At 37.0% G+C, this 21,223-nt stretch carries 22 protein-coding genes and 1 tRNA gene; 9 read left to right on the forward strand and 14 right to left on the reverse strand.

Annotated features, from left to right (window positions below; all coding sequences use genetic code 11):
- The first annotated feature begins 84 nt into the window (after positions 1-84).
- The 3 genes from asnS to HW120_RS02020 all read left to right on the forward strand — a co-directional run bounded on the left by asnS (position 85) and on the right by HW120_RS02020 (position 3,826).
- Positions 85-1,518 carry an asparagine--tRNA ligase gene (gene asnS, locus HW120_RS02010; protein ID WP_177730280.1) on the forward strand — a complete coding sequence of 478 codons (1,434 nt, stop codon included), beginning with the start codon at positions 85-87 and terminating at the stop codon, positions 1,516-1,518.
- Between the two features lie 199 nt (positions 1,519-1,717).
- Entirely contained in the window at positions 1,718-3,181 is a 1,464-nt protein-coding gene (gene rpoN, locus HW120_RS02015) for an RNA polymerase factor sigma-54 (RefSeq protein WP_177730282.1), read from the forward strand.
- 30 nt (positions 3,182-3,211) lie between these two features.
- Positions 3,212-3,826 carry a hypothetical protein gene (locus tag HW120_RS02020; protein ID WP_177730284.1) on the forward strand — a complete coding sequence of 205 codons (615 nt, stop codon included), beginning with the start codon at positions 3,212-3,214 and terminating at the stop codon, positions 3,824-3,826.
- Here HW120_RS02020 and HW120_RS02025 read toward each other — a convergent pair.
- The gene (locus HW120_RS02025; RefSeq protein ID WP_177730286.1) at positions 3,821-4,525 is read right to left on the reverse strand and encodes a porin family protein; all 705 of its coding nucleotides are present in this window, start codon (positions 4,523-4,525) and stop codon (positions 3,821-3,823) included. The two genes, HW120_RS02020 and HW120_RS02025, sit on opposite strands and share 6 nt — an antisense overlap.
- 76 nt (positions 4,526-4,601) lie before the next feature.
- On the reverse strand, positions 4,602-5,276 hold the full coding sequence (locus HW120_RS02030) for a response regulator (protein ID WP_177730288.1): 675 nt from the start codon (positions 5,274-5,276) through the stop codon (positions 4,602-4,604).
- Positions 5,277-5,338: 62 nt separating this feature from the next.
- Here HW120_RS02030 and HW120_RS02035 point away from each other — a divergent pair, with 62 nt between their 5' ends.
- The 4 genes from HW120_RS02035 to HW120_RS02050 all read left to right on the forward strand — a co-directional run bounded on the left by HW120_RS02035 (position 5,339) and on the right by HW120_RS02050 (position 9,291).
- Entirely contained in the window at positions 5,339-6,088 is a 750-nt protein-coding gene (locus HW120_RS02035; protein WP_177730290.1) for a LytR/AlgR family response regulator transcription factor, read from the forward strand.
- A gap of 300 nt (positions 6,089-6,388) precedes the next feature.
- Positions 6,389-6,640, forward strand: a complete 252-nt coding sequence (locus HW120_RS02040) for a hypothetical protein (protein ID WP_177730292.1) — start codon at positions 6,389-6,391, stop codon at positions 6,638-6,640.
- Positions 6,641-6,763: 123 nt separating this feature from the next.
- Positions 6,764-8,800 (forward strand): tetratricopeptide repeat-containing sensor histidine kinase, encoded by a 2,037-nt coding sequence (locus HW120_RS02045; protein WP_177730294.1) that lies wholly within the window; start codon positions 6,764-6,766, stop codon positions 8,798-8,800.
- Between the two features lie 14 nt (positions 8,801-8,814).
- The gene (locus tag HW120_RS02050) at positions 8,815-9,291 is read left to right on the forward strand and encodes a hypothetical protein (protein ID WP_177730296.1); all 477 of its coding nucleotides are present in this window, start codon (positions 8,815-8,817) and stop codon (positions 9,289-9,291) included.
- A gap of 173 nt (positions 9,292-9,464) precedes the next feature.
- Here HW120_RS02050 and HW120_RS02055 read toward each other — a convergent pair whose 3' ends face one another.
- The 12 genes from HW120_RS02055 to HW120_RS02110 all read right to left on the reverse strand — a co-directional run bounded on the left by HW120_RS02055 (position 9,465) and on the right by HW120_RS02110 (position 18,658).
- Entirely contained in the window at positions 9,465-9,752 is a 288-nt protein-coding gene (locus HW120_RS02055; RefSeq protein ID WP_177730298.1) for a hypothetical protein, read from the reverse strand.
- On the reverse strand, positions 9,753-10,010 hold the full coding sequence (locus HW120_RS02060; protein WP_177730300.1) for a hypothetical protein: 258 nt from the start codon (positions 10,008-10,010) through the stop codon (positions 9,753-9,755). It lies immediately after the preceding gene.
- 269 nt (positions 10,011-10,279) lie between these two features.
- Positions 10,280-10,966, reverse strand: a complete 687-nt coding sequence (locus HW120_RS02065; RefSeq protein ID WP_177730302.1) for a lycopene cyclase domain-containing protein — start codon at positions 10,964-10,966, stop codon at positions 10,280-10,282.
- Positions 10,966-11,421, reverse strand: a complete 456-nt coding sequence (locus HW120_RS02070; RefSeq protein ID WP_177730304.1) for a sterol desaturase family protein — start codon at positions 11,419-11,421, stop codon at positions 10,966-10,968. Before HW120_RS02070 ends, HW120_RS02065 begins: the two co-directional genes overlap by 1 nt.
- A gap of 192 nt (positions 11,422-11,613) precedes the next feature.
- A complete protein-coding gene (locus HW120_RS02075) occupies positions 11,614-12,087 on the reverse strand; it encodes a hypothetical protein (RefSeq protein WP_177730306.1) in 474 nt (157 codons plus the stop codon).
- Positions 12,084-12,920 carry a phytoene/squalene synthase family protein gene (locus HW120_RS02080; RefSeq protein WP_177730308.1) on the reverse strand — a complete coding sequence of 279 codons (837 nt, stop codon included), beginning with the start codon at positions 12,918-12,920 and terminating at the stop codon, positions 12,084-12,086. The genes HW120_RS02075 and HW120_RS02080 overlap by 4 nt, the downstream gene beginning before the upstream one ends.
- Entirely contained in the window at positions 12,904-14,397 is a 1,494-nt protein-coding gene (locus tag HW120_RS02085) for a phytoene desaturase family protein (protein ID WP_177730310.1), read from the reverse strand. The genes HW120_RS02080 and HW120_RS02085 overlap by 17 nt, the downstream gene beginning before the upstream one ends.
- Complete coding sequence (locus HW120_RS02090) at positions 14,394-15,074, reverse strand: MarR family winged helix-turn-helix transcriptional regulator (protein ID WP_177730312.1); 681 nt, start codon at positions 15,072-15,074, stop codon at positions 14,394-14,396. The genes HW120_RS02085 and HW120_RS02090 overlap by 4 nt, the downstream gene beginning before the upstream one ends.
- Positions 15,075-15,523: 449 nt before the next feature.
- Positions 15,524-15,611: transfer RNA gene (locus HW120_RS02095), tRNA-Ser, on the reverse strand.
- A gap of 60 nt (positions 15,612-15,671) precedes the next feature.
- A complete protein-coding gene (locus tag HW120_RS02100) occupies positions 15,672-16,700 on the reverse strand; it encodes an asparaginase (protein WP_177730314.1) in 1,029 nt (342 codons plus the stop codon).
- On the reverse strand, positions 16,693-17,826 hold the full coding sequence (locus HW120_RS02105) for a 1-acyl-sn-glycerol-3-phosphate acyltransferase (RefSeq protein ID WP_177730317.1): 1,134 nt from the start codon (positions 17,824-17,826) through the stop codon (positions 16,693-16,695). Before HW120_RS02105 ends, HW120_RS02100 begins: the two co-directional genes overlap by 8 nt.
- A gap of 64 nt (positions 17,827-17,890) precedes the next feature.
- Positions 17,891-18,658, reverse strand: a complete 768-nt coding sequence (locus tag HW120_RS02110) for a TatD family hydrolase (protein WP_177730319.1) — start codon at positions 18,656-18,658, stop codon at positions 17,891-17,893.
- Positions 18,659-18,723: 65 nt separating this feature from the next.
- Between HW120_RS02110 and HW120_RS02115 the strand changes: the two genes are divergently transcribed.
- Complete coding sequence (locus HW120_RS02115; RefSeq protein ID WP_177730321.1) at positions 18,724-19,164, forward strand: retropepsin-like aspartic protease; 441 nt, start codon at positions 18,724-18,726, stop codon at positions 19,162-19,164.
- Between the two features lie 61 nt (positions 19,165-19,225).
- Positions 19,226-20,818: a T9SS type A sorting domain-containing protein gene (locus tag HW120_RS02120; protein ID WP_177730323.1), complete on the forward strand. Its 1,593-nt coding sequence runs from the start codon at positions 19,226-19,228 to the stop codon at positions 20,816-20,818.
- The last annotated feature ends 405 nt before the right edge of the window (positions 20,819-21,223 follow it).

Genomic DNA, 21,223 nt, shown 5'->3' on the forward strand with positions numbered 1-21,223 from the left:
GCTATCTTTTTGACATGCTTTTTATTACCTTTGCGGGCATTAAAAACTTTATATTCACTAAAAATCAATATAAAAATCATTACAATGAAGCACACTAAAGTTAAAGACCTACTAAACGGTACAAAGACATTGCATGAAGTAAAAGCAAAAGGTTGGGTTAGAACATTTAGAAATAATCAGTTTATCGCGTTGAATGACGGTTCTACGATAAATAATATTCAGTGTGTTGTTGATTTTGAAAATACTCCGGAAGAGACTTTAAAAAGAATCACCACCGGTGCTGCTGTCAGCCTTACAGGAACTTTGGTAGAAAGCAAAGGAGCCGGACAGACAGTAGAAATCCAGGTTACCAAATTGGAAATATTAGGCGATTCCGATCCGGAAAAATATCCGATGCAGCCTAAAAAGCACTCTTTGGAGTTTTTACGTGAGAATGCTCACTTAAGAATCCGTACGAATGCTTTCGGAGCTATCATGCGTGTCCGTTCGACATTAGCATTTGCAGTGCACCAGTATTTCCAGGAAAACGGTTTCTTTTATGTAAATACACCAATCATCACCGGTTCGGATGCTGAAGGAGCCGGAGAAATGTTTAGAGTAACAACGTTACCATTTGACGGTACCCCGCGAACAGAAGACGGAAAAATAAACCATAAGGAAGATTTCTTTGGAAAAGAAACCAACTTAACCGTTTCCGGACAGCTGGAAGGAGAAACGTATGCTATGGCCCTGGGTCAGATTTATACTTTCGGACCTACTTTCAGAGCGGAAAACTCGAATACTTCCCGTCACTTAGCAGAGTTCTGGATGATCGAGCCTGAAGTTGCCTTTAACAACCTGGCAGACAACATGGATTTAGCCGAAGACTTTATCAAATATGTAATTAAATACACTGTTGACAAATGTGGTGACGATTTAAAATTCCTGGAGCAGCGTTTGCTTGATGAAGAGAAATCAAAACCTCAGGCGGAAAGAAGCGAAATGAGTTTATTAGAAAAACTGAACTTCGTGATGGACAACAACTTTAAACGCGTTAGCTATACCGAAGCTATTGACATTTTAAAGAGCTCCAAACCAAACAAGAACAAAAAATTCAATTATATCATTGACGAATGGGGAGCTGACCTGCAAAGTGAGCACGAAAGATTCCTTGTTGAAAAACACTTTAAATGCCCGGTAATCCTATTTGATTATCCTGCAAAAATAAAAGCGTTCTACATGCGTTTAAATGAAGACGGACAAACGGTACGTGCGATGGATATCCTTTTCCCTGGAATTGGTGAAATCGTAGGTGGTTCTCAAAGAGAAGAGCGTTTGGATGTATTGCAACAAAAAATCGCCGATTTAGGAATTGATGAAAAAGAATTATGGTGGTACCTTGACACAAGACGTTTCGGAAGTGCTGTTCACAGCGGTTTCGGACTTGGTTTTGAAAGACTGGTATTGTTCGTAACCGGAATGACAAACATCCGTGACGTAATTCCTTTCCCAAGAACTCCTCAAAACGCAGAATTCTAATCCAGAATTTGTGAATTTGGTTATGGTTTAAATCAGGATAAGAAAATTATAGCTTTCTTATCCTGATTATATCACTAAAGAAGACGTGACCTTTGCTGAAAATTTTTTATTTTTGAATATACATTTCATCAGGTTCAATCATTACGTTATTCAGAAATGACAAATAACCAAATCAACGAATAACCGAATACACAATATAATGCTCAAACAACATTTACAACTTAAATTATCCCAAAAACTATCGCCTCAGCAAATCCAATTGATGAAGTTGATACAATTGCCTACACAGGCTTTTGAACAACGTCTTAAAGAGGAATTGGTTGAGAATCCCGCTTTGGAAACCGGTAAGGAAGAACAAATGGATGCCGATGAGTTTGCTGATGATAATTTTGACGAGTATGATGATTATGATAACGAGCGCATTGATGCTGACGAGATCAATATCGATGAATATTTAAGCAATGATGAAACGCCAGACTACAAACTTCAGGCGAATAATTACAGCGATGACGACGAAGACAGAAGCCTGCCTTTTGCCGCTCCTGTAAGCTTCCATCAGGATTTAATCAACCAGCTGAATACTTTTATACTTTCCGACAGCGAAAGGGAAATTGCCGAATTCTTAGTGGGCAGCATCGACGACATGGGTTACATCCGTCGCGACATTCAGGACATTGTTGACGATATGGCGTTTACGCAGGGTATTTATACCGATGATAAAAATGTGGAACGCATTCTGAACATTATCCACGAACTGGAACCTTCCGGTGTTGGCGCCAGAGATTTACAGGAATGCCTGTTGTTACAGCTGCGCCATAAAACACCAACAGAAGCGATCGCATTAGCCATTGACATTCTGGAAAACCAGTTTGATGCCTTTACCAAAAAGCATTACGACAAGTTATTACAAAAATACGACATCACTCAGGAACAGCTTCGAAAAGCTATTGATGAAATCGAAAAGCTAAACCCGAAACCGGGTGGTTCTTTCGATGGCAACACCAAAGCGATCGAACATGTGGTTCCCGATTTTTCAATACGCATTGTGGAAGGTGAGTTAGAACTTTCCCTGAACGGACGAAATGCGCCTGAATTACACGTTTCCAAAGATTATCAGGAAATGCTGCAAACGTATAAAGAGTCCCGGGAGAAATCGAATTCCCAAAAAGACGCCGTACAGTTTATCAAGCAAAAACTGGATTCTGCAAAATGGTTCATTGATGCCATCAAACAGCGTAATGAAACCCTGTTTGTAACCATGAATGCCATCATGCACTATCAGGAAGAATATTTCCTTGATGGTGATGAAACCAAGTTGCGACCGATGATCTTGAAGGATATCGCCGACATGATCGGTCTGGATATTTCCACCGTTTCCCGTGTGGCAAACAGCAAATATGTAGACACTCCTTATGGCACCAAGCTAATCAAGGATTTCTTTTCGGAAGCCATGAAAAATGACCAGGGAGAAGATGTTTCGACAATTGAAATTAAAAAGATCCTTCAGAATGTCATTGAAGATGAAGACAAGAGCAAACCGTTGCCGGATGACAAGCTTGCCGAAATTTTAAAAGAAAAAGGATACCCGATAGCCCGGAGAACGATTGCCAAATACCGCGAACAGCTGGATATTCCGGTAGCCCGGATGAGAAAGAAAATATAACCGTTTCTGCCTAACCTCAATACATCAAAAATGGATTTGAAGAAGATTTTTCCTTTATTTTCTTATTTATTTCATCCACTGTTTATTTCGGTTTATGCTACCTTATTTTACTTTTTTGTAACGCGCAGTTATTTCTATCCGCATGAAATTTACCTGATACTTTTTCAGGTGATAATCTTAACGGTATTCCTTCCTGTTTCCACTTATTTTTTGTTAAAGTCTTTGGGATTAATCCGCTCCGGTATTATGCTTTCTGAAAAGAAAGAACGCCGGTTACCGCTGGCTTTCCAGGCTATGTTTTTTCTGGTATTGATTGAGCATTCCTTTGCGATGCTGTCCATACCCGAACTCTATTACTTTTTCCTGGGAGCCTTAATCAGTTCCGTACTGGCTTTACTGCTGTTGTTATTTCATTTCAAAGCCAGCCTGCACATGATCGGATTGGTCGGATTTACCCTTTTTATCATGGGAATTTCATTGCATTACCACATCCGTTTTGTAAACATGATTGCCTTTTTTATAATGGCTGTAGGTGCTGTTGCCACATCAAGGCTGTATATGCATGCCCATTCGATGAAAGAAATTATCGCAGGCATTGTAATTGGTGCCTTACCGCAAATCGCACTTTGGTATTACTGGCTATAAGATGTAGAAGATAACCAGGAAGCTGAAAACATTGATCTTAATTCTCTCTCCTTCAATTTCACCGGATTTAAATAACGGATTCAGACCGTAAAAAGCATACGCATTAAAAGTATTGTAGCCGATCCCCACATAAGGACCGTATTGGATTTTATTCAAATCGGAATTATTGGTCACTTTATATTTTCCGTCACTACCGGTATAAACGGATTTGCTGTACATCAGATAGCTGAATTTGAACCCTGAATATACTCTCCAGAATTTATGGCTTTCCGGTGTAGACGTTCTCCAGCGCACTTCAACAGGAATATCCAGATAATGCATTTCCAGTTTGTTTCTGTCAAAATCAGAACTGATGGAATAGTTCACAACATTGTTCTCTTCCATGATTTTCATGTTCTGGCGCAGGCTGTTAAAAGTATATCCTATTCCGGGTGCGATGGCAAAAGTTCTCTTTTTATTCAGTGGAATATCCCGGAGAAAACCGGTGCTAAGCCCTAATGAAAACGAGTTTTGTGAAAAACCGCTCGGGCTGTTTTGAAGTAAATTATAGGCAATACTGATATAAAACTGATCTTCTCTATACAAAGAGTCTACAACAACAACTTTTTTCTCTTCTTCTTTTTTTTCTGTTTCTTCTGTCTGAGCAAAAATACAAACCGGAAAAATCAATAAAAGGTATAGCAGGCTAACTTTAATCATACTTTGCTTAATTTCTGTACTAAAGTAATAAAAACTAGCTTTATTTTGGTTTATTGCCTTCGAATCTTTTGAAAACCTATATCAATCCGATTTTCTTTGCTTCTTCAATCAGTTCTTTATCACCGCCTTTGGAACGGAGCAACTGACTTTTAATATTTGCTTTTCTTTTTTCCAGTGCACTCATCGAAAGCGGGATATAATTGGGAAGGTCTGCCGTTTTAACACCCTGAGAAATCAGGAGCAATATCTGGCTATCAATGGAATCCCATTTGATATTCTTCATCATCAGCTCTTTCAGTGAGTTGGAAATGGTATGGCTCACAAAATTTTCACCGCTGTAAATCTTTTCAAAAACGTTTGGAAACATTTCGAAGTTCACATCACATTTTGATATAAAAGCTTCCGGATTTACCTTGTTCATAATCTTGTCGATCAAAACCGGTTCATTATGCATGGTAAGCAACGCAATTTTACAATTTGGAAATTTCTCTCTTATCAGCATTGCCAAATCCACACCGGATTCCATGTTCATCTCTTTATAAGCCGGCAGGCTGATATCCAGATAAGCAAAATCAATAGCCTTTTTTAATCTGAAAAAGTTCATGATCGCATTATAGGCAGCGGTACAATTATGGGCTGTCGTAAAATTAAGCGCTAAATTTTCTGTATTAAACTCAGAAAGCAAATTAATATAGCCATCCAGTGTCATCGGATGGTCATCAACTAACAGAATATTTATCTCTTTTGACATAACGTTTATTTTCTATTACAAATCTAAACAAAAAGTACGGAATATCCGTAAAACTATATCGTATGAAAATCATAGCTTGCACTAAAATTTCAGCTGTGCATTATCCGTTTCTGCTCATTGATGACGATGAGAAAGTTGCCAAAAGTATTTTAGATGTTTTTGAAGATTTTGAAGACTTCCTGTGCCTTGGTATCATCAAAACCAAGGAGGAAGCCATAAACAGGATTTTAGAGTTAAAGCCGAAATTAGTGTTCATTGAAATTGCTTCAAAAAAGCCCGATTCTGATTTATCTTTCGCTATTTTATCGGAATTGAATGAGTTTTTAGAGGAATTACCCTATTTTGTGGTTATTACTTCCAATGAAAGCCATGCGTTTGAAGCTATTAAAAAAGGGGTTTCGGATTATTTATTAAAACCACTGAGTCAAAGTGAGCTTCGAAAATGCTTACTTCGTTTCCAGAAAAAAAATCCGGTCAAAGAGCCTGAAACTATTTGTGTGAAATCATACGGTGATTATCAGTTTGTACATTTAAAAGACATTACGCATTTAAAAGCAGACAATAACACTACTGATATCTTCCTGAATTCAGGGCAAAAAATTAGTGCCTACAAGACGTTAAAACATTTTGAAAGTTTATTACCTTTCTATTTTTTACGGGTGCACAACAGTTCAATTGTAAATATTAATTATGTTTCCAGAATTAATTTAGGGAAATTAAAATGCTACTTAAATAATAATGAAATTTCGATTCCTTTCTCAAGGTCTTATAAAGATAACATTGACACCATTATCCGGCGTATCTCTTCTTAGTAAATCTGCTATTCACCCGCAAAAACAGTCATTCTACTAACAACCGCCTTACAACCACTAAATACGCAGTCAATGATAACAAAAAGAAATTCAACATTATATAATTTTGTAACTGTAATAATGACGGAACAATTTAAAGCTTTAAACAATTACTAGGATGAGGGATCATAATTTACAAATGACATCTTTAGTAATACTGAAAAGAAATCCCATCTTTCAGATCAACAAACAAAACAAATACCACAACATCATAAAAAATGTTGTAACGACCCCATTATCTTAACATTAAAAAAATTTTTTATGAAAAAAGTACTTCTTATTTTGACACTTATTATTGTTGGCGGATTAACCTTCTCTTGTTCAACTGACGAATATGATGCTTCACAAGAAACCAGCGCAAAACAACAATTTAATAAAGAAAGTGACTTAATGCGTGTGATCCCTAACGATTCCACAGCAATTTTACCAAACAACACGACCACTGAGCCGATAAGTACAAATCTTGAAGGTGACGACAATGGCGGAGGAACCATTATCCCACCAAAAAGATAATTTAACTTTTAAAGCAACCTACATTTGGGCAATACGGTTTTAACTAACCATATTGCCCAACTTTTTTTTACTTTATTACATCAAAGTCTTACATTTGGTAAATAATCCGCAACTCGTTTTGATTTGAAATTACTACGCAACACCACACTATTGTTCTGCTGTTTATTTTTTTTCGCCTGTAAAAAAGATAACACAAATGTCCCCATTAATGATTCTGACAAAAAAATAAAATCATTATTTAAAGATGCCGGTAATACCAATCTGAAAGTTGAACAGAAAAAGATCTACTACGATTCCATCATCAATTATATTTCTAAAAGGAAAAACGATTCTATTACCCGGGATTATTATTTCCAGCTTGCTTCTGAATATTACCGTCAGAATGATTTTGACAATTCCAAAACCATCAGCCGTATCGCGCACCGGCTTTCAGTAGAAGGAAAAGATACTCTGGCTGTTGCTAAAGCGCTTTACTATATCGGTGACTGCTATGAGCCTACCAAAAAAGACAGTGCTTTCTACTACTATCTTCAGGCAGAAAAAATCTACAGCAAGAAAAAAGACTATGAAAACCTTGGCAGAATGTATCTGTACAAAGGCGGTATCTTATATAACGAAGGAAACTATACCGAAAGCGAAATTGAAGTTAGTAATGCCCTGCACTTTTTAACACCAACAAAAAATCACCGGTTAATTTACGGCTGCTACAACATGCTTGCCATCAATTTACAGGGATTGAACTACGATTCGGAAGCATTAAAATACCACGAACTGGCATTAAAGGAATTTGAAAAGCTAAAACTGGAAGAAACCGATCCGCGGATTATCATCAGTTATTCGGCTCCCACTTTAAACAATATGGGTTACCTGTATGAAAAAATGGGTGAGCACAATAAGGCTATCGAACAATTTGAAAAAGTAATTGCCATTAAAGACCTGCGGAAAATATCTCCGGATTCGTATGCCACTTCTTTGAGTAACCTGGCTTATTCCCGAATGAAAACCGGCAACTTCTCGAATTTACCGGATATGTTCTTTGAAGCGCTGCACATCCGGGACAGTCTTGATATAAAATCGGCTGTGGTGTTCAGTAAAATACAGTTAGGAGAATACTACCTGATGAAAAAAGACACTGCTAAATCCATTTCTATTTTTAAAGAGAGCTACCAACTGGCTAACGATATTAAAAGTTACTATGAAATACTGCGTTCTTTAAAATTGTTATCGCAAATTGACAATCAAAACAACCTGCACTATTCCAATGTCTATATAGCCGTTAGCGACAGTTTACAGAAAAAAGAAAGAGCCACGAGAAATAAATATGCCCGGATAGCCTACGAAACAGAACGACTGGAAGAAGAAAACCAGGTATTGACAAAACGAAATCTTTATATCCTGATTGGTGCTGCCTTTTTTATTTTCCTGGTAACAGCCCTGGGGATCATCCGCCACTTAAAAGCGAAAAACAAAGAGTTACAATTACTGCAACAGCAACAGGAAGCCAATGAAGAAATCTATCATTTACTTATCGAACAGCAGGAAAAAGTAAATGTGGCTAAGGAAGAAGAAAAATCGAGAATTGCAATGGAGCTGCACGACAACATCATGAATAAGATTTATGGTGTTCGTATGAATTTAGGTTTTTTCAACAATAAAGCCGACGAAAAGGCAACGGAAAAAAGAAAAGAGTATATCCTGGAACTTCAGAATATTGAAAAAGAGATCCGGACGATATCCCATGATTTAAAGAAAAACTCTTTCTTTGAAGAGCGCAATTTCTCCGAATTACTCAGCTTCCTGATCAAAAGTCAGGAAAACATCAACAGTACCAGTTTCCATCATGAAATTGATGAAAGTATCAATTGGGATACAGTTCCGAGCACAACCAAGATTAACATTTACCGCATTATCCAGGAGGCTATTTTAAACATAAACAAGTATGCCAATGCTAAAAATGCTTTTATCACGATCACCCCGATTGAGGAGAATACGCTAAAACTAGTGGTTAGTGATGACGGTAAGGGCTTTGATCTGAAATCGTCCAAAAAAGGCATCGGACTGAAAAACATGACCGAACGTATTACTGCCTTAAGAGGAGAACTGAAAATCAAATCGAATGTTGGAAAAGGAACCCAGATAGAGGCTGTTTTTTCGATTTAAAACCTATATCTCTAATGGGACATGATACCAATGCTTTGATCGGCCGAGCGCCTGTTAATCTCGAAAAGATTCAATATTATGGACTGGCTGTAGCTTTCGAAAACGATTTTGCCATTGTTTTTCTGGACGACTACCACCTTTTGCACTGGAGCCGTAAACTGCATTTAGACTACAGCACTGATAATGACGACTTACAATTTGGCGGGGAGTTGGTCCATCTCTTTGCCAAAGAAATAGGATTTGAGGATTATGTAATTACCTATCTCTCTTACAAATATTATGGCGAATTATACCGGAATGCCGTTAAAGCAGCAGAAGGCGATATCAATATAGTACTGCAGCAATTAGGCGTTGAAGTTTTGAATACACCAAATGAATTCCACCAGCTAAATCTTGATGATTACCGGATGTCCGAATGCTATTACTGGAAAGGTGACTCAAACTGGGCTAAGTTCCGTGAAAACATCATAGCCGGCCATATAGAGGACTAAACTACAGTTTCGCTAAATAGCTATTTACCGGTAAAAATATTTGACACAAGCGTTACCTTAAAATCTGAGTCAATTGATCTACATTAATTATTTTCGTTCCATAAGTGAGGTAAAAAAAAGAGTAGTACTATGATTAGTATCTTTTTTGTTTTATAAAACTTGTAATATGTAAATCACTTACTACTTAAGATGCTATTATATTCCTTCTTACTCATTATACCTTTTACAAATTCATTATACTGAATAGATGTTAATCCCAATTGCTTAATAGTTATTTTAGTTCTGCTTTCTCCAAATTTTTCATCGCTTAAATCAGGCAATTTTATCGTACCATAATATTTATTCCCTATAACGATTTTTGCAGTATCATGTCTGCCATTATTATGTATATCCTTCGTTGGAATTTTTTCTCGAATAGCAACATTAACTTCCTTTTCGGTAAATATTATAAATTTCCCCATTTACTTTAATATTTTTTCAAATTCACTTTTAAGTCTCATTGCATTACCTGAAGGGATGTAATCACTATTAAATAAATCCTGATATAGATTCTTCAAATCCTCCTTTAACTCTTCAATGGTTTCATTTAAATCATTACCTTTTGCATATAAATTCAAATCCTGAACAATAGACAGGTACTCATCATTCTCCCTTAGCACCTTAACTTTTAATGGCTGTGCTAAAGGAATTCCCTGAATAAAATTAATGAAATGATACATCTTATGAATACAAGCTTTTATCTTTTATGCAATTACATTGCACACTAGTTTTTAGAATTATTTCTGGCAGATTTGCCAATTAATCAATTATGCATGAATAACTTTTGTTAATTCATATTTGATATCAGGCTAAGTTTAACACAAAACTACAGTAAAAATGTTTCGCCAGATTAAATTGTAGCAACTACAGGTAAAATATAAAATCGTTCTAAATAATAATAAGCAATAGTATCCTATATTTTCAACTTGCAAATAAGATATCAAAAACACTAATTACGTTTTTGAAACATCTTAAAGAAGTAAAGATTAAGAAGAAATTGAGCATATCCGTAAACAGCGTCTTCAATGGGAATAGTAAGTAATCGTATATTTAAAAATTCTTCGGGATTATAATTGACTATTGCAGATTCCAGTCCTGTACCGGTTAACACCCCATTAACTGGAAAAAAACCAAGCATTAATACAGAAAACACCAGAGAAGCTTTTCCGATCCAATCTACCCGAGCTATAAAATGTAAAAAGACTAACGTTAATATTGTAATAATTGCAGTAACTAAAGTATAAATCTTATCTGTATATAATAAAGCAAACACGGCACATACAATCACGCTGATGAATACAATGATATTATTGTAAGGCCTGGCCCAGTCAAGGTTAAAAAATTTGTCGAGGCAGAAAAATGTAAAAATGCAAGAAAACGGAATACATATAAAAAACAACCATTCTTCGATTGGCAAACCGAAAATGCTAATACCAAGGGTATAGGCTTTATTAAACCACCAGACTCCTATTTTTGTGAAAAAGATATCCCATATTATAAATGGTATTGCAACCAAGATACCGGCCTTTAAAAAGGCAGAAAACTGTTTGTTGAACTGTATCCTTTTGTCAAATGAAAAAATAAAGCAAACAATTACGGTAAGCAAATTAATCAATAAATAAGTATACGGTTTCATTATTGTTTAGTATTAAAATACATTCTGAAATATTTTAAGGGAACCCATAAAAAACCGAAGCATTCTCCATCGTGCCTGCCCGTATGTTTGTGATGCTGTTTATGCGCTCTTCGGATAGCCAGAAAATATGGGTTTTGTGTTTTCTGCAATGTTTTTATTCGTTGGTGAATAAAAATATCATGCACCCAAAAATAAGCAATACCATATAAGGTAATACCTAAACCTATGAAAAACCGGTAATCAAAATTGTTTAAAGAACCCCAATATAATAAGGCAATGGCCGGTAATGCAAAGATTACAAAAAAGTAATCATTTTTTTCAAGCGGTCCTTTATTGGTGTGATCGTGATGATCCCGATGCAAGACCCATAAAAATCCATGCATCACATATTTATGGATAATCCAGGTTGCACCTTCCATTAGTATAAATGTTAAAATAACGATGCTAAAATTCATAGCGGTTTGAAAGATTAATTAGACAATTGTTCCTATGCATGGTAATGCCGGTTAAGTATATATTGCAGTTTTTCACAGATATGCAACTTGCTAAAACACCTAAAAATAAAGCATTAACAGATAATTCATTGTGTCTCTCATCGAAAAAGCGGTATTTACATATTTAATTATTACTCTTGTTTAAATCGGTAATCATTGTATTTCTTTTTTAACGACTGCAGCAATCATATTTTTTAGCGGTATTGAGGTTATCCTATTTTTGTTAGCATGAATAAATTGCAAATCTTGTTCTACTTCGTTGTTGTATCCTAAAAAGGAAGGACAGTTTTGCTGAATAGATAATCGGATAAAACGGATTTCAATATTATTAGGACTTTCTTTTACAGCATTTTCGATATCCTTTTTACCCTTATTAAAAGCATTAAGCTTAACTATCGGATTGATGGCATGACTGGCCCATATTGTTCTGAAAGCCCCCCTGTAAGCAAGATAAACACTATTTCCATTTTTAGTCTGTAATTGCGCTAACATGGCTTTACACAGCTTTTTATCCGATACTGCTTTGACATAATTCGCACGTATGGAATCCATATCCATATTAGGATCATTATGTGCTACTGTGATAAGACAGGTAAAAAACATTAGTAATACCGTTAATAACTTCATAGAACGGCTATTTTATATTGTACATAACTACTCATCGCAAGGGATAACTTTTGACTATTGGCAATACGAATCCGTTGGGACATTATTTTCTCAGCCGGAGTTTTCTTTATTTTAGTAAACAACGATAAGTAGTATTTGTAAGCTAAATATACTCCAAATCGGGAAGAAGCTGGCAGCATTTTTATCCCGATCAATGCTTCTTCAAACTCTGATGCAATTTCAGTTTCAATCTGATGTTTAATCTCTGGGTTAAAAAGATTCATTTGGATATTTGGGAAATAGGTACGTCCCAAAATCTGATAGTCGTCTTTTAGATCCCTTAAAAAGTTTACTTTCTGAAAAGCGGACCCCAATTTCATCGCATAGGGTTTTAGTTTTTCAAAGCAAGACTTGTCTCCATTCACAAATACCTGAAGACACATAAGTCCTACCACTTCTGCTGAGCCTAAAATATATTCCTGATAGCGCTCGGAATTATAATCTACCTGATGCAAGTCCATTTCCATACTATGCAGAAACTGTGCAATTAATGATTGGTCGATGTTATAATGGTTTACTGTTTCCTGAAATGACTGCAATATTGGGTTTAGTGAAATCCCTTCCCGGAACGCCATGTAGGTTTCATTTCGAAAACGCTCCAGTAATGCGGCTTTGTCATAATCGTGGAAACTGTCAACGATCTCATCAGCCAGTCGTACATAGCCATAAATAGCATATATAGCAGGTCTGATTCCGGGCTTTAAAGCCAAAATGCCTAGAGAGAAGCTTGTACTGTATTTTTCTGTCACAATTTTGCTAACCTTATAGGATACTTCGTCAAATAGCTTTTTCATACCTGGATATTTTGAGTTTGTTTACTTCTTTTGCAACTATATTGCCTGATATAATAGAGGGTGGAACTCCCGGTCCGGGTACTGTTAGCTGACCGGTGTAAAACAGATTGTTTACGTGCTTGTTTTTAATAGATGGTTTTAGTACCGCCGTTTGATTTAGCGTATTGGCTAATCCGTAGGCATTACCGCCATAAGCATTGTAATCGTTTATAAAATCGCTGACACAATAACTTTTTTTATAATCTAATTTTGACTTCAGGTTCATCGTTCCGGTATGTTTTTCGATACGTTCCAACATTTCGTATAAATACTTCTCCCGAATTGATTCCGCATCGGAAAGCCCAGTGGCAAGGGGTATTAATAAAAAAAGGTTTTCACACCCTTCCGGGGCGACCGATGGATCGGTTTTTGACGGACAACAGGCATAGAATAATGGTTTTTCCGGCCATTTTTTGGTGTTGTAAATGGTGGCAACATGTTCGTCCAGATCGTTTTCGAAAAATAAGGTATGATGTTTTAAATTGGGAATCCGTTCGTTAAAACCCAAATAATAAATCAGACAGGAAGGAGCAAAAGTACGGCTAGCCCAGTATTTTTCATCATAATTACGCATGTTGGGTTCCAGTAATGTCTCTGTATGGTGATAATCACAAGATGCTATTATCGAATCAAATGCCAGGAATTCTCCGTTAACAATTAATCCTTTGGCCTGACCTTGTTCAACAATAATCTGATCAATATTTTGATTGAAATGAAAATAGGCGCCTTGTTCTGCTGCTACTTTTTGCATGGCAAGAACCAATTGATAGAAACCGCCCATCGGATACCAGGTTCCCAGAGCATAGCCTCCATAATTCATCAGGCTATACAAGGCCGGAATTTTGGTTGGCGAGGCCCCGAGAAATATAACAGGGAACTCCATAAGCGCTCTTAATTTATGATTGGAAAAATATTTCCCCACATAACTTCTAAAATTGGTGAGCAGATTTAGTTTTAAAGTACTACCAGCAATCTTTGGAGATAAGAATTCCAGCCAACTGTGACAGGGCTTATTTACAAATTCTTTCATTCCGATATCATATTTATATTTAGCAGATTTCATAAAAAGATCCAACTTCTCACCTGCTCCCTTTTCAATATCTTCAAATAAAACTTTAAGATCATCATAGGATTCCGGAACTGTAATCTTACCATCTTGGAAGATTATTTCAAACTGTGGGTTTAGGGCAACAAGATTGTAAAAGTCTGTAGCATGATAACCGAAATTGTTAAAGAACGATTCAATAATATCAGGCATCCAATACCAGCTTGGCCCCATATCAAAGGTATAACCATTATCTGTTTGAAACTGCCTGGCTCTTCCACCGGGTTGATCCTGTTTTTCAAAAACGTGAACCTCGTTACCTGCCTGAGCACAGTACGAAGCAGCAGATAAACCAGAAATACCTGAACCAATTATTGCGATTTTCTTTTTCATATACTTGTCTTTTTAGTGAATAAAAAGTCATCATTCACTTTTTGCAAAAGCTCATGACTGTCTATATGTTGGGAAAAAATTGGGTGGTGAAAATCATCCAGTTTATTTAATAACCTTATCAGCTGCATTTTTTCAGGATAAGACAAATCACCTGAAACAATTTGAGTTGCTAGGCGTATTTTTCCCATTTGTTCGCTTAATGATTCCAAACCTCTGGGAGTGATCTTAATTACTTTACTTCTCCTGTCCGTTTCTGAATCACTCTGTATTACCCAGCCATTTTTGATCAAACGGTTAATGATTTGCATCCCTGTTGGTTTATCCTGTATATTTTTTTTAACAAGCTCCATCTTTGTCATTGCACCAAAAGCTTTTAAATTAATTAGATAAACGAAATCTTCTTGTGTCGAAAACTCAGAACCGTGAATAGCAGATTTAGAGTAGGCTTTAGCATATCGATTCATGTGTACCAATAAAGTACTGATTACACTCTCTGGACTTCTGCCATCTATTTTACCCTCCCAATCAGGTTCTTTTAAATCAGAGTTCGTCTCCTTTTCATTATCAGAAACCCATTTTTTAAAGTCTTTTATATCTTTTGGATAACCATCACTGTTATTGTCCCTTTCAAATTTCTCTACAAGTTGAATAACGTCCTTAATAAGTTGATAGTTCATAAATCATTTTTTAGTATGTAAATATACTATTTTTTAAAATAAAAGAATTATTAAATACTAAAAAGGACACATTTACAATGCTTATAAAGTTTTATTTTAGAAGAGAAAGGCAAACTTTAAATACATTTTACCATAAACCTGACTATCGGAATCTATTACCAATTAGCAAACTGAGTTACTCGATAATCATTTAACTATTTGATGAGTGCTTCATGTAAATATCATCTAAAATAAATAAAGAAAGTACCTGACCATTTAGCGGATAGGAAATGTATGTATGCATTGATAATTGAAATAAAATTTAAATTTATAAAAGCAATAAAGAGCAGAATATTTAATTTACTATCAATCAATCATTTGTCATCATTTGACTATATAGGTTCGAGAGAATTTAAATCATAAAAAAAACCGCAGTAAATCAATGATTTACTGCGGTTTATACCATTAAGCAGAGAGGAAGGGATTCGAACCCTCGATACTCTTTTGGAGTATACACACTTTCCAGGCGTGCGCCTTCGACCACTCGGCCACCTCTCTAATTTCAGATTGCGAATTAACGACTTTTATTTTGTTTTATCAATGCTTTTTACAAAAATATTATGTCATTTCTCCACGTATTGATGTTTCGTATATAGTTTTAAAAACTGCAGGGGAAACTTTTTGCCCCAAAAGGTACATCAGCTTAGCAATTGCAGCCTCTGTCGTGATATCCCGGCCCGAAATAACGCCTATTTTTTTTAGCTCTAATCCGGTTTCATATTTGTCCATATTCACACTTCCTCCGGAACATTGTGTCACATTAACAATGTGCAGTCCGTTTTTTACGGCTTTTTCCAGTATTGCAATAAACCATTCCTCCGTTGGCGCATTACCGGAACCGTATGTTTCCAGTATAACTCCTTTCAGATTCGGAATATTCAAAACGGCATGTAAAACACTTTCATTGATTCCCGGAAACATTTTAACAATCACCACATGATCGTCAAAATCCTTGTTTACTTTCAGTTTTTTGTTTCCGTTTCTCTTTAACAGCAGTTCCTCACTCACTTTTAAATGCACACCCGATTCCGCAATAGCAGGATAATTGGGCGATGTAAAAGCATTAAAGTGTTCCGCGCTTATTTTAGTCGTCCGGTTGCCCCGGTACAGCTTGTATTCAAAATACAGGCATACTTCCGTTATAAGCGGTTTATTTTTATTTTGAAGTGTCGCAATTTGTATGGCCGTAATCAGGTTTTCCTTAGCATCGGTCCTTAAATCACCTATTGGCAGCTGGGAACCTGTAAACACGACCGGTTTGCTCAGATTTTCGAGCATAAAGCTCAAGGCAGAAGCAGAATATGACATGGTATCCGAACCGTGCAATACCACAAATCCGTCAAACCTGTCATAATTGTTTTCAATGGCATTCGCCATCGCCACCCATTTTTTCGGATTCATATTCGAAGAATCGATGGGCTCTTTAAAAGAAAATGTTTCGATATCACAATCCAGCAGTTTCAGTTCCGGAATACGAAGCAGTAATTCATCAAAATTAAATGCTTTCAATACTCCTGTTTCGGAATCTTTCACCATACCAATTGTTCCACCGGTGTATATTAACAGAATGTTGGGTCTGTTAGACATTTTCGTATTTCATTTTATTGATTACCGGATTGGCATACATGGCCAGGAATCCGTCGCGCAGCGTTTTTACTTCTCCGCCCAGTTTCATTTCCAGTCGTCTTTCAAAAAGCTGTTTTTCTTTCTGCGTATAACGTTCCGAAAAACGATCGGTTTTATGCAGTAAATCGTATGCGATATAATTGGTCGGCCACAGGCGGTAAGTTGAAAGTATCGAATCGTCTATAACCTGCGCCAAAGCCTGAATCTGCTTATTGGAATTATCAAACTCCGCTCCAATCTTATCCAGTTCTTTATCCAGCACATCGCCCACATGAATGTGTATTCTTTTCTTTTGCCCGATAATACCGCTGATCAGCGTAATAAAATCTTCATTCTTCTCCTTGATATACACTTCATCATTTGCTTCAGCCATCAGTTGCGGCATTTTCAAAGCATCTGTAGGATCGTATTCGTATGAAATTGAAACCGGAACGATTTTTATTTTTTTAAAGAATTCGATAACGTTCTTTCCTTCGCAGGCCATCGCCAGCATTTTCAGCACACCCGGATTGGTGGCGTCATTACCGTCTTTTGTTCTTCCTTCTCTTTGTGCAATCCAGACAGACCGGTTTTCTTTTGTCAGTAAATGATACATGAATTCCGACATCAGTTTTGAACTTTGCAGCAATTCTCTTGGCGGCAATCCTCTTTGTACCAAAAAGTTTCGGTTGAGTTTTGACAAGGTCAGCAAAAACGATTTCTGCACTAAATTATCACCAATAGCAGAAGCCGTCATAATCTGCCCATGGTCAAACAGGCTGACATTTAAAAGGGAAGTATCTAAAATGATATCGCGATGGTTCGATATAAAAAGGTAAGCCGTATTCGGTTCCAGTTTTTCAAATCCGGAAGCCGTTAACCCGTCTGAACTTTTTTCCAGAACTCTTTGAACTGACTGATAAATAAAATTCACCTGAAAATCTCTGATGGAGTGCGTTCTTTCCAATTGTTCCATCCATACCGCATCATCTGTATCGGGAAACGTAAAGCTCATCAGGGCCTTCATCATGGGGTGATGCATGATGCTTTTTAGAGCTTCATTTACTTCAGAATCATAAAACTGGCGTATATGATCAAATTTTGACATTAGTTATTTTATTTAGCAATCCACAAATGAACGAAAATTTTATTAATTGAACGGAATTTCTTTGTTAAATACCAAAAATTGCTTTAGAATTTTCCGTTGTTATCCGGGCAACTTCTTCTACAGGGAGCTCATAAATTAGCGCAAGCTTTTCGGCTACTAATTTCGTATAACTGCTTTCATTTCTTTTCCCCCTGTAAGGAACCGGAGCCAGATATGGAGAATCTGTTTCCAGTACAATATGTTTGATATCAATCTGATTTAAAAACTGGTCGATTTTTCCGTTTTTAAAAGTCACCACGCCTCCTATTCCCAGCTTCATATTATAGGATATTGCCTGTAATGCCTGTTCGTAGGTTCCGCTGAAGCAATGGAAAATCCCGAATAAATCGGCTGATTTTTCCGTTTCCAGCACTTCAAAAATCTCATCAAAGGCTTCTCTGCAATGAATGTTAATAGGCAATTTATATTGTTTCGCCAATTGTATCTGCCGGCGGAACGCTGTTTGCTGAATCGCCAAAGTTGTTTTATCCCAGTACAGGTCAATCCCGATTTCTCCGATAGCCAGAAATTTTCGCTTTTTAAGCTCCGCTTCAACATGTGCCAGCTCCTGTTCGTAATTTTCTTTTACATAACACGGATGAAGTCCCATCATCAAATAAATATTTTCCGGAAATTCTTTTTCCAGGTCGTACATTTTCTGAGTATACTCAGAATCTATGGACGGTACAAAAAAACGTGTAACACCGGCAGCAATTGCCCGGGTTATCATTTCGGTTCTGTCCTGGTCAAATTCTTCCGAATATAAATGGGTATGCGTATCTGTTAAAGTCATTATAATCTTTTCTTTTAAAAGTGCAAAGGTACAAAGTTGTTCGTTTTTTAAACTATTTTTGAGTTATGGAAAACTTGCATGAGATCTTAAAAAATAAAGGTTATCTTAAAATTCCTTTTAAAGTATCAAAAACACAGCATTTACTGATAAAAGCCAAAATCAACGGCGTTCCCGGCAGTTTTATTTTAGACACCGGAGCATCCAATAGCTGTATTGGCTTTGAAAGCATCGACCGTTTTAAACTGGCCGCACAGGATTCGCCCACCATGGCTGCCGGAGCCGGCGCCACCGGAATGCAGACTAAAATGGCAACGGATAACCTGCTGCAGCTTTCCCGATGGAAAACCAGTGATTTTGCACTGGTTATTTTTGACATGAGCCATGTCAATCTGGCCTTACAACAATACAAAGCAAAACCGGTACACGGAATAATCGGGGCAGATATACTACTAAAAGGCAAAGGAATCATTGACTACTACAACCATTATTTATATTTAAAAAAATAATCCTCGCTATTTGTGCATTTTTCATTAGCTTTGAGACTCAAATCACTGAAAGCCAAAGCACATGAAAAAAAACTACTTTATCACATCACTACTTATCCTACTGATCTCTTTCGCTTCGTTTGGACAGGCTTGTAACGTTCCGGCAAATATTGCCGTGACCAATGTTACAGCGACTACCGCCAACATTAGCTGGACATCTTCCAACAATGAAACGCAGTGGGAAGTTATTATTTTGCCACTTGGTACTCCTGCACCACAACCTGGCACTCCCGGAATAGTATCGGTAACCAGTCCTTATACCGTTACGATGCTATCACCTTGTACTTCCTATGATGTATATGTGAGAGCCATTTGCACTCCAACAACAAACAGCAACTGGTCTGCTCCGGTAAATTTTAACACCATAATGTCTTTACCTGCCAATGGCCTGCCTAATTTATTAATATGCGGCATGAATAATAGCGGTTTTGCCCTTTTTAATTTAACGGCACAAACCCCGGTTGTATTAGACGGCTTAAATCCGGCTACACATACTGTAGACTACTATACAACCATGCAGGATGCTAGTAACAGCGCCAATCCGATAGCCACACCTCAAAGCTACACCAACACAACTCCTTTTTCACAAGTAATTTTTGTACGGGTTAGCGATACCGCAACCGGCTGTCATCGCGTTATTAGCTTTAACCTGACCGTTAATGCTTCACCTGTTGTAAGTTTGCCAGGATCAGGTTTCATTTGTTTTGATGCCAATACCAGTACAACAACGCCTTATACCATTTCAACCGGTCTGTCCGGCACCCTGCATTCTTTTGTATGGTCCCTGAACGGCACACCTATTTCCGGTGCCACCGGCGCAACTTTTAATGCTACACAAGAAGGTGTATACAGTGTAACAGCCACCGATATTGTTAATGGATGTACCTCAATGCCTTCCGAAATTGTACTTAGCTTAACAAATGCTCCTACCGCTACTGCTGCGATTACCAACCAAACGGTAACCATAAATGTTAGCGGCCAGGGTGATTTCCAATTTCAGATTGATAATGAGCCGGCACAAAACAGTAACATCTTTACCAATGTTGCTTTAGGAACGCATTCCATAGCCATTATCCCTTCGCATTCCAGCTGTGGCCCACTATATTTAACCGTGACCGTGACCACACCATCGGCTCCATTAGGACAACCGACACAGACATTCACACCGGGACAGACATTAGCCCATCTTACCGTTAACGGGCAAAACATCCAATGGTATGCAAATCCGGCTGCTCACGGGTTAACAACCGAGCCTACATTACCGCTATCAACCGTTTTAGTAAACAATACTACCTATTATGCTTCACAAACCATTAACGGTATTGAAAGCCCGGACCGCTTAGCGATAACAGTCTCCACTGCTTTAAACAGCGAAGATTTCACCTTTAAAAAACTGGCTTACTATCCGAATCCGGTAGCCAATACGTTAACTGTTTCAAACCAGGAGAATTTCAGTAACATTACTGTTACCAATTTACTGGGCCAGCTTATTGTAAATAAATCCCTGAATACAAACCAATATGAAATGGATTTTTCCAGCCTGTCAAAAGGTATTTACCTTATAAAAGTAAAAGCCGCTAATCAGGAAAAAACGTTTAAGATCGTCAAGAATTAACAACGATAAATTCTCCAAAACACATGACCAGTCAGGATTTCCTGGCTGGTTTTTTTTATAGATAACGTTTAAGGTCTGCCCCATTTAACCCGAAAACAACAGGTCCGGATTTTATCAATAAAATGATCCCGCAGCAGCAAACCGGATTCTAACGTAAAAATCCTCTTTGCCCTTTGCTTTTTGCTTTTTGCTCTTTACTCCACCCATCCCCTAAAAAACAACTTTCTTGAAAAAGAATTAAAAAACAGTTTTTAATAATTTATTTGTGTTAAATATTTTTATTAATCCAAAAATATTGTTAAAATTTGTAAAACTTTAACACTAACTTATGCGTAACTAACCCTCATGTTTAACTCAATTTAATGACACTATGTAAAAAGAACTAAAAATCTAACCCAATCTTAA

Origin of the sequence: Flavobacterium inviolabile (genome assembly GCF_013389455.1) — a bacterium.
Lineage (GTDB): Bacteria > Bacteroidota > Bacteroidia > Flavobacteriales > Flavobacteriaceae > Flavobacterium > Flavobacterium inviolabile.

Coding starts and splice junctions, on each gene's coding strand:
- asnS (WP_177730280.1), top strand. CDS start 85: ATGAAGCACACTAAAGTTAAAGACCTACTAAACGGTACAAAGACATTG.
- rpoN (WP_177730282.1), top strand. CDS start 1,718: ATGCTCAAACAACATTTACAACTTAAATTATCCCAAAAACTATCGCCT.
- HW120_RS02020 (WP_177730284.1), top strand. CDS start 3,212: ATGGATTTGAAGAAGATTTTTCCTTTATTTTCTTATTTATTTCATCCA.
- HW120_RS02025 (WP_177730286.1), bottom strand. CDS start 4,525: ATGATTAAAGTTAGCCTGCTATACCTTTTATTGATTTTTCCGGTTTGT.
- HW120_RS02030 (WP_177730288.1), bottom strand. CDS start 5,276: ATGTCAAAAGAGATAAATATTCTGTTAGTTGATGACCATCCGATGACA.
- HW120_RS02035 (WP_177730290.1), top strand. CDS start 5,339: ATGAAAATCATAGCTTGCACTAAAATTTCAGCTGTGCATTATCCGTTT.
- HW120_RS02040 (WP_177730292.1), top strand. CDS start 6,389: ATGAAAAAAGTACTTCTTATTTTGACACTTATTATTGTTGGCGGATTA.
- HW120_RS02050 (WP_177730296.1), top strand. CDS start 8,815: ATGGGACATGATACCAATGCTTTGATCGGCCGAGCGCCTGTTAATCTC.
- HW120_RS02055 (WP_177730298.1), bottom strand. CDS start 9,752: ATGGGGAAATTTATAATATTTACCGAAAAGGAAGTTAATGTTGCTATT.
- HW120_RS02060 (WP_177730300.1), bottom strand. CDS start 10,010: ATGTATCATTTCATTAATTTTATTCAGGGAATTCCTTTAGCACAGCCA.
- HW120_RS02065 (WP_177730302.1), bottom strand. CDS start 10,966: ATGAAACCGTATACTTATTTATTGATTAATTTGCTTACCGTAATTGTT.
- HW120_RS02070 (WP_177730304.1), bottom strand. CDS start 11,421: ATGAATTTTAGCATCGTTATTTTAACATTTATACTAATGGAAGGTGCA.
- HW120_RS02075 (WP_177730306.1), bottom strand. CDS start 12,087: ATGAAGTTATTAACGGTATTACTAATGTTTTTTACCTGTCTTATCACA.
- HW120_RS02080 (WP_177730308.1), bottom strand. CDS start 12,920: ATGAAAAAGCTATTTGACGAAGTATCCTATAAGGTTAGCAAAATTGTG.
- HW120_RS02085 (WP_177730310.1), bottom strand. CDS start 14,397: ATGAAAAAGAAAATCGCAATAATTGGTTCAGGTATTTCTGGTTTATCT.
- HW120_RS02090 (WP_177730312.1), bottom strand. CDS start 15,074: ATGAACTATCAACTTATTAAGGACGTTATTCAACTTGTAGAGAAATTT.
- HW120_RS02100 (WP_177730314.1), bottom strand. CDS start 16,700: ATGTCTAACAGACCCAACATTCTGTTAATATACACCGGTGGAACAATT.
- HW120_RS02105 (WP_177730317.1), bottom strand. CDS start 17,826: ATGTCAAAATTTGATCATATACGCCAGTTTTATGATTCTGAAGTAAAT.
- HW120_RS02110 (WP_177730319.1), bottom strand. CDS start 18,658: ATGACTTTAACAGATACGCATACCCATTTATATTCGGAAGAATTTGAC.
- HW120_RS02115 (WP_177730321.1), top strand. CDS start 18,724: ATGGAAAACTTGCATGAGATCTTAAAAAATAAAGGTTATCTTAAAATT.
- HW120_RS02120 (WP_177730323.1), top strand. CDS start 19,226: ATGAAAAAAAACTACTTTATCACATCACTACTTATCCTACTGATCTCT.